This window comes from Pseudomonas putida, assembly GCF_005080685.1.
Classification (GTDB): domain Bacteria; phylum Pseudomonadota; class Gammaproteobacteria; order Pseudomonadales; family Pseudomonadaceae; genus Aquipseudomonas; species Aquipseudomonas putida_V.
The window spans coordinates 3772989-3786000 of sequence record NZ_CP039371.1; the positions used below are offsets into that span (position 1 = coordinate 3772989).

Consider the following 13012-nt stretch of genomic DNA (forward strand, 5'->3'; position numbering starts at 1 on the left):
TAGTCCGTTGAGACGATGCTGACGGGCGGCGCCACCGCCATAGTCGGCTCCATCGACAGCGCTGATAACAGAGCCCTAAAAGGAGGTACCGTCATGAGTATCCTGCAGCGATTCCGACTCGATGGCAGCGTGGCCATCGTCACCGGCAGCGGACGTGGCATCGGCCGGGCGATTGCCCTGGCGTACGCCGAGGCCGGCGCCGATGTGGTCTGCGCCGCGCGCTCACTGGACGATGTCCAGGCGGTGGCCGAGGAAGTCCGGGCCCTGGGCCGCAATGGCCTGGCCTTCGCCTGCGACGTCAACGACAGCGAACAGCGCCAGGCGTTGGTGCGCCAGAGCCATGAGCACCTGGGCCGCATCACCCACCTGGTCAACAACGTCGGCGGCGGTGGCCCCAACGACCCGCTGGGCCTGAGCCCGGAGCAATTCGACGAAATCTTGCGCTTCAACGTCTCCAGTGCGTATGCGTTCTGCCAGCTGTGCGTGCCGCTGATGCGCGATGCCGGTGGCGGCAACATCGTCAATATCAGCTCGGTGGCTGCCCGCTACTCGCAGCGCCACTTCAGCGCCTACGGCACGGCCAAGGCGGCGCTCAGCCACCTGACCCGTCTGCTGGCCCAGGATTTCGCGCCGCAGGTGCGGGTCAACGCCGTGGCTCCAGGCCCGACCCTAACTGCCGCGCTGAACAGCGTGATGCCAGCCGCCATGCGCCAGACGATGGAGGCCAACACCCCGCTCAAATGCCTGGGCAGCCCCGAAGACATCGCTGCCGCCGCGCTGTACCTGGCCAGCCCCGCCTCGGCCTGGGTCACCGGCAAGATCATCGACGTCGACGGTGGCGCCGACTCCAGCGTCTGGGTCGGCTGACCTCGTTTCCTCAGCCGGCCACCCATCCGCTCGCGCCGGCTTTTTTTTATTCAACCCACAGATATACCCACCCACAGAGAGTCCCTTCATGAAGAGCTCCGTCATGGACGCCCATCTGATCACAGCGCTCGGTGACGAGCTGTTCAACGCCCTGCGCGGCCGCCATACCGTGCAACCGCTGACCCAGCGTTACCCAGACCTGACCCTCGAGCAGGCGTACCGCATCTCGCTGGCCTTCCTTGAGCGTCGCGAAAGCCTGGGCGAGCGCGTGGTCGGCAAGAAGATCGGCGTGACCAGCCCCGCCGTGCAGGAAATGCTCGATGTGCACCAGCCAGATTTCGGATTTCTCACCGACGCCATGCAGGTGGAGGACGCCAGCGCGGTCAGCCTGTCCCGGCACCATCTGATCCAACCCCGCGCCGAAGGCGAAATCGCCTTCATCCTCGCTGAGGACCTGCACGGCCCGGGGATCAGCGCCGAAGACGTGCTGGCCGCCTCCCAGTGGGTGATGCCCTGCTTCGAGATCGTCGATTCGCGCATCGACAACTGGCAGATCCGCATCCAGGACACCGTCGCCGACAACGCCTCGTGCGGCGTGTTCGCCCTGGGCCAGCAACGCGTCGACCCGCGCACGTTGGACCTGGCCAAGGTACAGATGCAACTGCTGAAGAACGGCGAGCCGGCTGGCAGCGGCCTGGGTTCGGCGGTGCAAGGCCACCCGTGCGCGGCGGTCGCGTGGCTGGCCAACACCCTGGGCGAGCTGGGTATCCCGTTCCGGCGTGGCGAGATCATTCTTTCCGGCGCCCTCGCGCCTCTGGTGCCGGTCACCGCCGGTGACCGCATCAGCCTGAGCATGAGCGGGTTGGGCCAGTCCAGTCTGCGCTTCGTGCCCTGACTTTTCCGTGGAGCCATGAACATGAGCAAGAAGATCCGATGTGCATTGATCGGGCCGGGCAACATCGGCACCGACCTGCTGTACAAACTCAAGCGCAGCGAGGTGCTGGAACCGGTGTGGATGGTGGGCATCGAGGCCGCCTCCGAAGGCCTGGCGCGCGCCCGCGAACTGGGCCTGAAAACCACCGCCGAGGGCGTCGACGGCCTGTTGCCGCATGTGCTGGAGGACAACATCCAGATCGCCTTCGATGCCACCTCGGCCTACGTGCATGCGCAGAACAGCCAGAAGCTCAACGCCCTGGGCGTGCTGATGATCGACCTCACCCCTGCGGCCATCGGCCCCTACTGCGTGCCGCCGGTCAACCTCAAGGCCAACCTGGGGCTGGGGGCGATGAACGTCAACATGGTCACCTGCGGCGGCCAGGCGACCATCCCGCTGGTGGCCGCGGTGTCCAGCGTGCAGTCGGTGGCCTATGCCGAGATCATCGCCACTGCCGCGTCGAAATCGGTGGGCCCGGGCACGCGCAAGAATATCGACGAGTTCACCCGCACCACCGCCAGTGCGGTGGAACAGGTGGGCGGCGCCCGGCAGGGCAAGGCGATCATCATCATCAACCCCGCCGAGCCACCGCTGATCATGCGCGACACCGTGCACTGCCTGACCGACGACGAACCGGACCAGGACGCGATCCGCGCCGCCCTGCAGGCGATGATCGAGCAGGTGCAGCGTTACGTGCCGGGCTACCGCCTGGTCAACGGGCCGGTGTTCGACGGCAAGCGCGTGTCGATCTTCATGGAGGTCGAAGGCCTGGGTGACTACCTGCCGCGCTACGCCGGCAACCTCGACATCATGACCGCGGCCGCGGCGCGTACCGCCGAGCTGTTCGCCGAGGAAATCATCAAAGGCGAGCTGCTGCTGCGCCCTACCCCTACCGCCCTGGCCTAAGGAGCCGACCATGGACCTTTCCGGCAAACGCATCACCGTACACGACATGTGCCTGCGCGACGGCATGCACCCCAAGCGCCACCAGATCAGCCTCGACGAAATGCAGCGCATCGCCTGCGGCCTGGACGCCGCCGGGGTGCCGCTGATCGAGGTGACCCATGGCGATGGCCTGGGTGGCAGCTCGGTCAACTATGGGTTCCCGGCGCACAGCGACGAGGACTATCTGTCGGCAGTCATCCCGCTGATGAAGCAAGCCAAGGTCTCGGCACTGCTGCTGCCGGGTATCGGCACGGTGGAGCACTTGAAGATGGCGCACGGGCTGGGTGTCAGCACCCTGCGCGTAGCCACCCACTGCACCGAGGCCGACGTCAGCGAACAGCACATCGCCCATGCCCGGCACCTGGGCATGGACACCGTGGGTTTTCTGATGATGGCGCACATGAACAGCCCGCAGGGCCTGGCCAGCCAAGGCAAGCTGATGGAAAGCTATGGCGCCAACTGCATCTACCTGACCGACTCGGCCGGCTACCTGCTGCCGCATCAGGTCAGCGAACGGGTGACGGCAATGCGTGCAGCGCTGCGCCCGGAGACTGAAATCGGCTTCCATGGCCATCACAACCTGTCGATGGGCGTGGCCAACTCGATTGCCGCGATCGCTGCCGGTGCCAGCCGCATAGACGCCGCCTGCGCAGGGTTGGGTGCCGGGGCCGGGAATACCCCGATGGAAGTGTTGGTGGCGGTGTGCAAGCGCATGGGCATCGACACCGGGGTGGATGTGTTCGCCATCCAGGACGTGGCCGAGGACCTGGTAGTGCCAATCATGGACTTCCCCATCCGCAGCGACCGCGATGCGCTGACCATGGGTTATGCCGGGGTGTATGGCTCGTTCCTGCTGTTCGCCAAGCGCGCCGAGCAGAAGTATGGGGTGTCGGCGCGGGAGATCCTGGTGGAAATGGGCCGGCGCGGGATGGTCGGCGGGCAGGAGGACATGATCGAAGACACTGCCATGACATTGGCCAAGCGCCGGGCCTGAAGGCCCTTATGCGCGGGTAAACCCGCTCCTACAGTCACAGCGGTATTCTGCAGAACCTCGCTGTTCCTGTAGGAGCGGGTTTACCCGCGAACACGGGCGAAGCCCGTGCCACCCACCTCGGATCACCGCCAATCGGCAACGATCCCATGCTCCAGGGCCAACGCCTGCGCCGCCACGGTGCGCCGCTGGTACTGCTGCGCCTGCGGATCGGTGGCCAACCACAACATCACCGCCGCCGGCACTTCAGGCGGTGCGCTGCCGGCGCGCAAGGCGATCACGCCCTTCTCGCCGATGGTCACCTTCAATGCCTCGGTGGTCACCACGCCAGGGTTCAACGTGTAGGCACGAATCCCCCGCCCACCCAGCTCCGTCGCAAGAATCCCCGACAACCGCGACACCGCCGCCTTGCCGGCGCCATAGGCATAGCCCCAGCCGCCCTTGTCCGCCGCTACCGGTGGATCGCTCTCGCCGGCACCGGAGGTGACGTTGATCACTACGCCAGCGCCCTGCCCCAGCATCCGCTGTACCACCGCCTGGGTCAGCAGCAACGGCGTGAGGATGTACCCCTTGAACATCCGCTCAAGGGTATCGGGCTGCAACGCCAGAAAGGTCGAGTTGAGGTCGCTGCCCTGGTAGATCGCATTGTTCACCAGCACGTCGATACGCCCGTACTCGGCCAGCACGGCCGCGCAGGCAGCCTCGGCCGAGGCGCTGTCGAGCAGGTCCATCGGCACCACCAGCACCCGTGCGCCCAACGCCCGGATCGCCTCGGCCGTGCCGTTGAGGCTACCGGACAACGGCGCACCTTCAGCATCGCGCAAGGCGTGGGGATGCTGCTCGCCCTCCTCGAGCGTGCGCGCGCTGATCGCCAGGTCATAACCGGCACGGGCGAAAGCCAGCGCCGCCGCACGGCCGATGCCACGGCTGGCGCCGGTAATGAAGGCCACTTTGTTCATTTGCGATCCTTGTCAGAAACGCGGCGCACGCACCATCGCGTCCATGCCGCCATCGATGAAAACCACGCTGCCGTGGACGAACTGCGCCTGCTCGGACTGCAGGAACCCCACCAGCGCGGCGATTTCCTCCGGGCGCCCGGCACGGCCCAGTGGCGCGACGAATTCGCGCACCGCCTTGCCGAAGCGGGCATCGTCCAGCGATGCCTGGTGCAGCGGCGTCTGCACTGCACCCGGCGCCACCACGTTCAGGCGCATGCCACGTTGCCCCCAGGCCAGGGCCAGGCTGCGGGCATGCTGGGTAATGGCGTATTTGGAACAGGCGTATGCCACATGCGGCTGGCCCAGGCTGTCGGCCAGGTCCAGCGCGCGGGCCTCATCGCCCTCGAGCATCGCCGCCGTCATCGCCTGTTGCTCGGCCCCAGGCTGGGTGGCGGCCACCGAACCAATCACCAGCGCCGCGGGGTTGCGACCGCGTTCCAGCGCGCCCTGCAATCCGTCGAGCAACTGGCTGACGCCAAAGTAGTTGACCGCCACGATCAAGCCGCAGGACGGCGCGGTCACGCCGACCCCGGCGCAGCAGACCAAGCCGTCGAGCACCCCGCCGCTGCGTTCGAGCACCTCGGCAATCGCTGCCGACCGCCCTTGCGCAGTCGATAGATCAGCCTGCACCTCGGCATTGGCGCGGTCGATTCCGATCACCTCATGGCCTGCCGTGCGCAACAACGCGGCAACCGCCGCCCCAATGCCCGAGGCACTGCCCGTGATAGCTGTAACAGACATAATCGATCTCCAGGATAGGTCCGCCAGTATCGGCAGACCGCGAACGCGCCGGCATCGTCCTTGCGGACTAAGGCCGACGCCCGGGCCAGGGCTCAGGCACGGCGCGCGACCGCCAGTTGCGGCAGCGGCACCTTGAGCCGCTCGGGCGCCTTGAGCGCGACCTTCGGCTTGCCCAAGGCGACCACGCTGTTGAGCAGGATCCGCACCAGTTCGGTCTGCCGACGCACGCCGGTCTTGGAGAAGATCGAACGCAGGTGCGCCCGCGCCGTGTTGCGCCGGATGTTCAGCTCTTCGGCGGCTTCTTCCAGCGACAAGCCGTTGGCCAGTTCCATGGCCAGTGCGGTTTCCGCGCGGGTCAGGTTGAACAGCTGCTTGGTCACCACCTCGCTGGCCAGCGATTTGCTCGCCGCGTCGCGGATATACACCAGCGCCGCCGGCTTGCCGCGCTCGTCGGCCCAGTCCAGCGAAGGGATCGATTCCACCACCAGGCCCAGGTTGACCAGCCCAGACGGCCGCGTCACCGACATGGCTTCGGCGCTTTTCGGCGCATCGGCGGAAAACGCCGCGCGGATCAGCCGCTGCAGCTCACGGTTGTCGCTCGGGTAGGTTGCCTCGAGACGCCCGCCGACCAGTTTCAGGCCGTCGCCACTGCCCAGGATCTCCTGGGCCACCGGGTTGACCCGCAACACGCTGCCGCTCTCGTCGAGCACCAGGGTAGCCACCGACAGGCGGCTGATGGCCTGGGAATACAGCTCGCTGAGCGACTCGCTGCGGTCGAGCAGGTTGTGCACCTGCATGGCCCGGCGCAGGTGCGGCAGGAACATGCCGCACAACGCGCGTTCGGCGGGCGAGAAGTTGGGCGCCCGTTTGGGCCGGGTCACACGAAAGCGCAGCTTGCCGCCGTCCGGGGTGGAAATGTCGGCGCCCATCACGTGGTACACGTCCTGCTGGTTGCAGAACATCTTGAAGTAGGCGCTGCGCTCCCATTCCTCTGGCGTCAGTATGTCGTCGACCGTGAACACCTGGTCGGGCGGCTGGTTGGCGAATGGCGTATTGGTTTGCGGATAGGTCATGTAGCCGATCTCGCCGGCCCCTTCGATATCGCCGGAGATGATCATCACGCCCATGTCCGGCTGATCCGGTACGCGCAGGATCAAGGTCACGTAGTTGGCGTCATACAAGGTGCGAAAGCTGGTCAGCGCACGGGCCATCAGCTTGGGGTCGAGGGCGCCTTCATAGATTTCACCGACCAGGCGGTCGAAGGTCGCCAGGTCGCAGCCGAGGCTGGCCAGTGCTTCATGGGTCAAGACAGCTTTTTCCACAGTCTTCTCCTCGCTCGGGTAAGGCAGTGGCCTTCCCTTGTTATTTTTATAGTTTCGGCTCTGGGGCAATGGCCCGGGTGCTGCTTGCGATGTACGCGGCCCAGTCTCGCTGGCCGCCCTGGCGCCGACAATAGGGGCGCCAGGGTTTATTTTTTATTACCGGATGTCTCCTTCCATCGCGCCCGCCAGCACCGGCCTCGGCGCCGTCTGGCGGGCGACCAACGGCCGCCCTCGGTTGAACCAGGCCGCCAGTGCCGGCAGCAGGAAAATCGCCCCGAGCACGTTGACCAGGAACATGAACGACAGCAGCACGCCCATGTCGGCCTGGAACTTCAGCGGCGCGAAGGCCCAGGTACAGACGCCGATCGACATGGTCAGGGCGGTGAACACGGCGGCGGTGCCACGCTGACACATGGCCAGGTAGAACGCCTCGCGCAGGCTGGCGCCGGCAGCCATCTCGTGCTGGATGCGCTCGTACAGGTAGATGCCGTAGTCCACCCCCACCCCGACGCCCAGGGCCATCACCGGCAGGGTCGCGACCTTGAGGCCGATGCCAAGCATGGCCATCAACGCGTTGCACAGGATCGCCACGATCGCCAGCGGCACCAGGATGCACAGCACGGCGCGCAGCGAAAGAAAGGTCAACCAGCAGAACAGCGCCACCGAGCCGAACAGCGCCGCCAGCATGATCACCTCGGCGCGCTTGACCGCTTCGTTGGACGCTGCCATGACGCCAACATTGCCGCCGGCCAGGAGGAAGTCGACCTTCGGCGTGCGTACATCGTCGATGATGCGTCGGGCTTCACCGATGGCATGGCTGATGGTCGCGCCTTCGTGGTCGGCGAGAAACACCAGGATCTGCATCTGCTGGCAACCCTCGGTCACCAACCCATCGTCCGGCATGTAGGCCCGTGCGCCCTGGCTCAAGCCGCGGGCCGAACCCGGGATCGCCGCCCAGCGCGGGTTGCCCTCGTTGTTGCCGGCGATGACCCGCTTGCCCATGCCGGCCACGCTTTGCACCGACTGCACACCCGTCACTGCGCGCATGCGGAAGTCGAAGGCCTCCACGGCCCGCATCACCTCTGGCGACAGGCAGCCTTCCTCGATGCCCTTGACCTCGACGAACACCGACAGCACGTCCAGGCCGATCGAGTAGCTGCCGATGATCCGTGCGTTGTCCTGGTTGTAGCGCGAATCGCTGCGCAGCTCCGGCGCGCCGGCGCCGATATCGCCCACCGCCAGTTCACGCGCTTTCCAGGCCCCGGCCACGAGCAACGCCAGGCTCACCGCGAACACCGCCAGCGCCGGGCCCGGCTCGGCCAACGCCGACAGCCGCCACCACAGGCGATGGCGCCCCGCCTCGCGAGCCTGGGCGCGTTGCAGCGTGGCCGGTTCCAGGCGCAGCCAGGAGAGAATGATCGGCAGCATCAGCTTGTTGGTGACGATCATCAGCATTACACCGATGCACGCCGTCACGCCCAGTTCATGCACGATCGGGATGTCGATCAACATGATCACGGCAAAACCCAGCGCGTTCATCAGCAGCGCCAGCGAGCCGGGGATGAAGATCTTGCAGAACGCCGAGCGCGCCGCCTGCTGGGCGCTGGCCCCGGCCACCACGTCCTGCTTCCAGGCATTGGTCATCTGCACCGCATGGGACACGCCGATGGAGAAGATCAGGAACGGCACCAGGATCGACATCGGATCGATGCCCAGCCCCAGCAGCGGTAACAACCCCAGCAGCCATACCACCGGCAGCAAGGCCACCACCAGGGCGACCAGGGTCAGGCGCCAGGAACGGGCGTACAGCCACAACAGCAACGCGGTGATGACGAAAGCGATGAAGAAGAAGCCGATCACCGTGTTCAGCCCCTCCACCACATCACCGACCAGCTTGGCGAAGCCGACGATGCTGATCTCGATGTCGGCGCTGGCGTATTTGTGGCGCAGCTCCTCCAGGCGCTTGGCGACCTCGACGTAATCCACCGGCTTGCCAGTCTGCGGGTCGATGTCCTGCAGATCGGCTCGCACCATCGCCGACTTCAGGTCATTGGCGATCAGCCGGCCGATCTGCCCCGAGGCTGCGGCGTTGCTGCGCACCTGAGCCAGGTCTTGCGGGCTGCCGTTGAAGCGTGGCGGCACCACCACGTCGCCGTAGAAGCCTTCCTCGGTGATTTCGATGTAGCGCACGTTGGCGGTGAACAGCGAGGTCACGCTGGCCCGGTTGACCCCGGAAATGAAGAAGACGTCGTCGGTGACCTTGCGCAGGGTATCGAGGAATTGCGGGTTGTACAGGTCGCCCTGGCCCTTCCAGCGCACGCTGACGAGAAAGCGGTTGGCCCCGGTGAAGTACTGGCTGAAGCGCAGAAAATTGACCATGTAGTCATGGCGTACCGGGATCTGCTTGTTGAAGCCGGGGTCGAGCTGGGTGTGGGTCGCGCTATAGCCCAAGCCCAGGGTCAACAGCACGAACAGCAACAGCAGGCCTCTGCGGCCCTTCATCAATGCATTGGCGGTGGCCTCGACGCAGCGAGCGCTCCGGGTCTGTGCTTTTTTCATGAATCGCCTCTCATTTGCCCAGCGTGGCAAGGTCGCCCTCGCTGGCATCGAATACCCCTTGCTCACCACCCAACAGCAGCCGTGACCCCACCATGGCCGCCGACGTCAACGTGCCGTGCCCGGCCAGGCGCTTGGCGTCGATCCGTTCGCCACGGGCATCCAGTCGCACCAGCGAGCTGCCAGCGCCGACGATCAGCAACCCGCCACCCGGCAGGCGGACATGGCCGTAGAGCGGTAGCGCGTTCCCGACCTCGACCTGGCGCCAGTGCGTGCCGAAGTCGTGGCTGACGAATACATGCCCGCGCATGCCGTAGGTCACCCAGTCGTCGTCGCTCAGGCGCACGATGCCGAACAGCGAGCCGCTGTAGAACGCCGGCAGAGCCTGCCACTGCGCGCCACCGTCGGTACTGCGCAGCACCAGGCCCTGCTCGCCGACCAGCATGCGCCGGCCTGCCGCGTCGCCGTCCATGCCGTTGAGGTGGGCGCTGTCGATCTCCAGCGCCAGTGGCCGCCAGGTCGCCCCCGCGTCGTCGGACTGATAGAACTTGCCGAAGCTGCCATAGGCCAGCACCCGCTCGGCGCCTGCCGCCCACACGCCCAGCAGCGGCTCGCCGAGCTGGTCATCGTGGCGCACTTCGCGCCAGTGCCGGCCGGCATCGTCGGAACGCAGGATCCAGCCATCGTGCCCAACCGCCAGCAGGCGCTTGCCGTCGAGCGCCACCAGGGCGGTCAGCGCGACCTGGCGTTGTGGCTCGACCACCGCCGCTTGCCAGCTCCTGCCCTGGTCGTCGCTGAGCAGGATGCTGCCGCGCTCGCCCACCGCCAGCACGCGCTGGTCGAGGTCGAGCAAGGCATTGATCTGCACGCGGTCGGCGCGCAGGGGATCATCGGCGGGCAAGGCATCGGGATGGGGCAGAAAGGTAAACACGATGGTCAGGCCCACGAACAGGCAGACCAGGTAACCGATCACCGAGCGCATGGGCATCGCTCCCGATCGAGGTGCAGGTACAACGCAACCATGGAACCGTTCCTCTTGTTCTTGTCGGGCGGGGGGCATGGGGGATAGTCGGACGGGGGCGCGCGGGAAACATCGTCCAAATGGCTTAAGGTTTGTCAGTAATGGCCCTGTCACCGATGCCAGGTCCGGCGCCGGACCTGTGGGAGCGGGCTTGCCCGCGAACACCGGCAGAGCCGGTGCCAGGCAGCGCGTCGCATTCTTCGCGGGTGAACCCGCTCCTACAGGGGTTTCACTGCTGCTAGGACCGGCGCCAGACCTGTAGGAGCGGCTTTAGCCGCGAACACCGACGTAGCCGGTGCCAGACCTGTAGGAGCGGCTTTAGCCGCGAACACCGGCGTAGCCGGTGCCAGGGACCGCGGCGCATTCTTCGCGGGTGAACCCGCTCCTACAGGGCTTTCACTGCTGCCAGGGCCGGCGCCAGACCTGCAGCCGATAGGAAACTGGCAACCTTCAACGCTGATACAGAATCACCAGGTCGTTGATCACCGATGGTCGCTCCTGGCCGACCACATGGGTGTTGATTTCCAGGGTCAACTGGGTACCGCGCTGCTTCACCTCCACCGCCTTGACCCTGGCCCTGGCGTGAATGCGCGAACCAGCCGGTACCGGCGCCGGGAAGCGCAGGCGGTCGGAGCCGTAGTTGATCTGCGTGGTGAAGCCAGTGATCTCGAAGCCCAGCGCCAGCTTCAACCGCGACTGCAGCACCTGCACCAGCGCGCCGTGGGCGATGGTGCCGCCGAACGGGCTGCTGCGCCGGGCCCGCTCGGGGTCGGTGTGGATCCAGTAATCGTCGCCCGACAGTTGGGCAAAGGCATCGATCAGCGCCTGGTCCACCAGCAGGCTGTTGCTCCAGTCGCTGTAGTGCTCGCTGACCAGAGCCTGCAGACCGGCCTGGTCCTGGCAGTCGACCTGCAGGCGCGTCGAGGGAGCCTCTTCGCGCGAGGTATCGTCGACGACGGGCTGCGCTTCAAGACGGGCAGCGTCCTGGTCCACCCCGGTGAAGCGCAACAGCCGGGTGCCCTTGGCGTCTACCTGGGCGAACACCGGCTGCAACGGCATGCCGATGCGGATCTGCCCTTCCTCCACCCCCACCAGCGTGGTGTTGATGCGCACGCCCTCGGCCAGCTCGACCACCGCCAGCGCCTGGGGCATTTCATCGATGAAGTCCGGCAGGGTCGGAATCCGCGTCAAGGTGTAGCTGTACAACGTCGCCTGGCCATTCACCTCGTGCCAGGCCGGGTCCGGCGCCAGGCAGGCCGGACAGTGCCGGCGCGGGTAGAACAGCCACTGCGCGCAGGCGCCACAGCGCTGCACCAGGAGACGACGGGCCTTGAGCCCCTCCCAGAACGGTGCGGAAATCTCGGTTGCCACAGGCATCGGTTTGTTGTTCGACATAATCGTCATGCTCCCTGAAGGATCAATGCGCCCTGCTCGCTCATCACGCCGCCGGTGCCGGAGACATAGACGCTGTCGCAGCGCTGCAACTGGCGCTCGCCCGCAGCCCCGGCGATCTGCGTGACCGCCTCGATGACCTGGGACATGCCACCGGCCGAGCCGGCCTGGCCAAAGCTGAGCTGGCCGCCATGGGTGTTCATGGGGAAATCGCCGCGCCAGGTCAGGTCGTGCTCGCTGACGAACTTCATGCCCTCGCCCTTGCCGCAGAATCCGGCGTCTTCCAGGGTCAGCAAGGCGGTGATGGTGTAGCAGTCGTAGATTTGCGCAGCATCGACATCGCCTGGTTTCAACCCGGCCATGGCGAAGGCGCGTTGCGAGGCCGGGCCGATGGGCGTGTGCACCATGTCCTGGGCGTAGGTCGGCGATTTGAACGCCAGGTGCTCGCCGAAACCGGTGATGAACGCCGGTCGCTTGCGGGCCCGCGCGGCGAGTTCCTTGTTGGTGATGATCAGCGCCGCGCCACCAGCCACCGGCATGACGATTTCCAGCACGTGCAGTGGATCGGCGACCCTGCGGCTGGCCAGCACCTGCTCCACGGTGAGCGGTTGGCCGAAGAACATCGCCTGCGGGTTGGCCTGGGCGTTGCTGCGTTGGTCGACGGCGATCTTCGCCAGCGCCCGTGGGTCATAGCCATACTCGGCGGCATAGCGCTGCGCGATCATCGCGTAGCCGGTGTTCTGGCCCATGTGCCCGTAAGGCAGGTCGAACTCGGCCTCCGGCGCCCCGAAGGCGGTGCTGTGGCCACCGAAGCGCATGGCCCTGGCCATCCACCCCGCGTCCTCATCCGGCCCCAATGGCGCCATGCGCGCCGGCAGCACGCACAGAACCGCCTGGCACAAGCCCAGCTCGATCGCCGCGGCAGCGCGCCAGACCATGCCGACCGAGGTGCAACCGCCCAGGTCGACCACTTCGGCGAAATTCAACCGCAGGCCCAGGTATTCCGCCGCCATCGCTGGCACGAACACCGAGGCTTCGTGGAAGTGCGGCCCGTTGATCACCAGCCCATCGAGGTCCGAAGCCTGCAGGCCGGCATCGCGCAAGGCCTGGGCGGCCAGGTCGGCGACCTGTTCGAGGTGGAACATCTTCGGCGCCGTCGCGTACTTTTCCGGTTTGTATTGCGCGGTACCGACTATTGCTGCGTGGCCTTTGAGCCCCATAGTGCCTCCGTGCCGGCGCCTGCGG

Annotated in this window: 11 protein-coding genes; 4 read left to right on the forward strand and 7 right to left on the reverse strand. The window is 66.3% G+C overall.

The genetic code is table 11. The features are described from left to right. The first annotated feature begins 93 nt into the window (after positions 1 to 93). From E6B08_RS17110 to dmpG, 4 genes are all read left to right on the forward strand, one after another. The gene (locus tag E6B08_RS17110) at positions 94 to 867 is read left to right on the forward strand and encodes a glucose 1-dehydrogenase (RefSeq protein WP_136915137.1); all 774 of its coding nucleotides are present in this window, start codon (positions 94 to 96) and stop codon (positions 865 to 867) included. 103 nt (positions 868 to 970) lie between these two features. Continuing rightward, complete coding sequence (locus E6B08_RS17115; RefSeq protein ID WP_136917427.1) at positions 971 to 1762, forward strand: fumarylacetoacetate hydrolase family protein; 792 nt, start codon at positions 971 to 973, stop codon at positions 1760 to 1762. A gap of 21 nt (positions 1763 to 1783) precedes the next feature. Next, complete coding sequence (locus E6B08_RS17120) at positions 1784 to 2707, forward strand: acetaldehyde dehydrogenase (acetylating) (RefSeq protein WP_136915138.1); 924 nt, start codon at positions 1784 to 1786, stop codon at positions 2705 to 2707. Between the two features lie 10 nt (positions 2708 to 2717). Beyond that, complete coding sequence (dmpG, locus tag E6B08_RS17125; RefSeq protein ID WP_136915139.1) at positions 2718 to 3740, forward strand: 4-hydroxy-2-oxovalerate aldolase; 1023 nt, start codon at positions 2718 to 2720, stop codon at positions 3738 to 3740. 122 nt (positions 3741 to 3862) lie between these two features. Here dmpG and E6B08_RS17130 read toward each other — a convergent pair whose 3' ends face one another. The 7 genes from E6B08_RS17130 to E6B08_RS17170 form a co-directional block, all read right to left on the reverse strand. After that, entirely contained in the window at positions 3863 to 4696 is an 834-nt protein-coding gene (locus E6B08_RS17130) for an SDR family NAD(P)-dependent oxidoreductase (protein WP_136915140.1), read from the reverse strand. 12 nt (positions 4697 to 4708) lie between these two features. Then, positions 4709 to 5476, reverse strand: a complete 768-nt coding sequence (locus tag E6B08_RS17135) for an SDR family oxidoreductase (protein WP_136915141.1) — start codon at positions 5474 to 5476, stop codon at positions 4709 to 4711. 92 nt (positions 5477 to 5568) lie between these two features. Then, on the reverse strand, positions 5569 to 6798 hold the full coding sequence (locus tag E6B08_RS17140; protein WP_136915142.1) for a helix-turn-helix transcriptional regulator: 1230 nt from the start codon (positions 6796 to 6798) through the stop codon (positions 5569 to 5571). 156 nt (positions 6799 to 6954) lie between these two features. Beyond that, on the reverse strand, positions 6955 to 9357 hold the full coding sequence (locus tag E6B08_RS17145; protein ID WP_136915143.1) for an efflux RND transporter permease subunit: 2403 nt from the start codon (positions 9355 to 9357) through the stop codon (positions 6955 to 6957). A gap of 10 nt (positions 9358 to 9367) precedes the next feature. Next, positions 9368 to 10336, reverse strand: coding sequence for a WD40/YVTN/BNR-like repeat-containing protein (locus E6B08_RS17150; protein ID WP_136915144.1), 969 nt, complete (start codon positions 10334 to 10336; stop codon positions 9368 to 9370). A gap of 489 nt (positions 10337 to 10825) precedes the next feature. Continuing rightward, positions 10826 to 11770 carry an OB-fold domain-containing protein gene (locus E6B08_RS17165; RefSeq protein ID WP_136915146.1) on the reverse strand — a complete coding sequence of 315 codons (945 nt, stop codon included), beginning with the start codon at positions 11768 to 11770 and terminating at the stop codon, positions 10826 to 10828. Between the two features lie 5 nt (positions 11771 to 11775). Further along, complete coding sequence (locus tag E6B08_RS17170) at positions 11776 to 12987, reverse strand: thiolase family protein (protein ID WP_136915147.1); 1212 nt, start codon at positions 12985 to 12987, stop codon at positions 11776 to 11778. Positions 12988 to 13012 lie beyond the last annotated feature (25 nt).

Excerpts from the sequence above, each read along its gene's own strand:
- E6B08_RS17110 (WP_136915137.1), top strand. The coding sequence starts at position 94 with ATGAGTATCCTGCAGCGATTCCGACTCGATGGCAGCGTGGCCATCGTC.
- E6B08_RS17115 (WP_136917427.1), top strand. The coding sequence starts at position 971 with ATGGACGCCCATCTGATCACAGCGCTCGGTGACGAGCTGTTCAACGCC.
- E6B08_RS17120 (WP_136915138.1), top strand. The coding sequence starts at position 1,784 with ATGAGCAAGAAGATCCGATGTGCATTGATCGGGCCGGGCAACATCGGC.
- dmpG (WP_136915139.1), top strand. The coding sequence starts at position 2,718 with ATGGACCTTTCCGGCAAACGCATCACCGTACACGACATGTGCCTGCGC.
- E6B08_RS17130 (WP_136915140.1), bottom strand. The coding sequence starts at position 4,696 with ATGAACAAAGTGGCCTTCATTACCGGCGCCAGCCGTGGCATCGGCCGT.
- E6B08_RS17135 (WP_136915141.1), bottom strand. The coding sequence starts at position 5,476 with ATGTCTGTTACAGCTATCACGGGCAGTGCCTCGGGCATTGGGGCGGCG.
- E6B08_RS17145 (WP_136915143.1), bottom strand. The coding sequence starts at position 9,357 with ATGAAAAAAGCACAGACCCGGAGCGCTCGCTGCGTCGAGGCCACCGCC.
- E6B08_RS17150 (WP_136915144.1), bottom strand. The coding sequence starts at position 10,336 with ATGCGCTCGGTGATCGGTTACCTGGTCTGCCTGTTCGTGGGCCTGACC.
- E6B08_RS17165 (WP_136915146.1), bottom strand. The coding sequence starts at position 11,770 with ATGTCGAACAACAAACCGATGCCTGTGGCAACCGAGATTTCCGCACCG.
- E6B08_RS17170 (WP_136915147.1), bottom strand. The coding sequence starts at position 12,987 with ATGGGGCTCAAAGGCCACGCAGCAATAGTCGGTACCGCGCAATACAAA.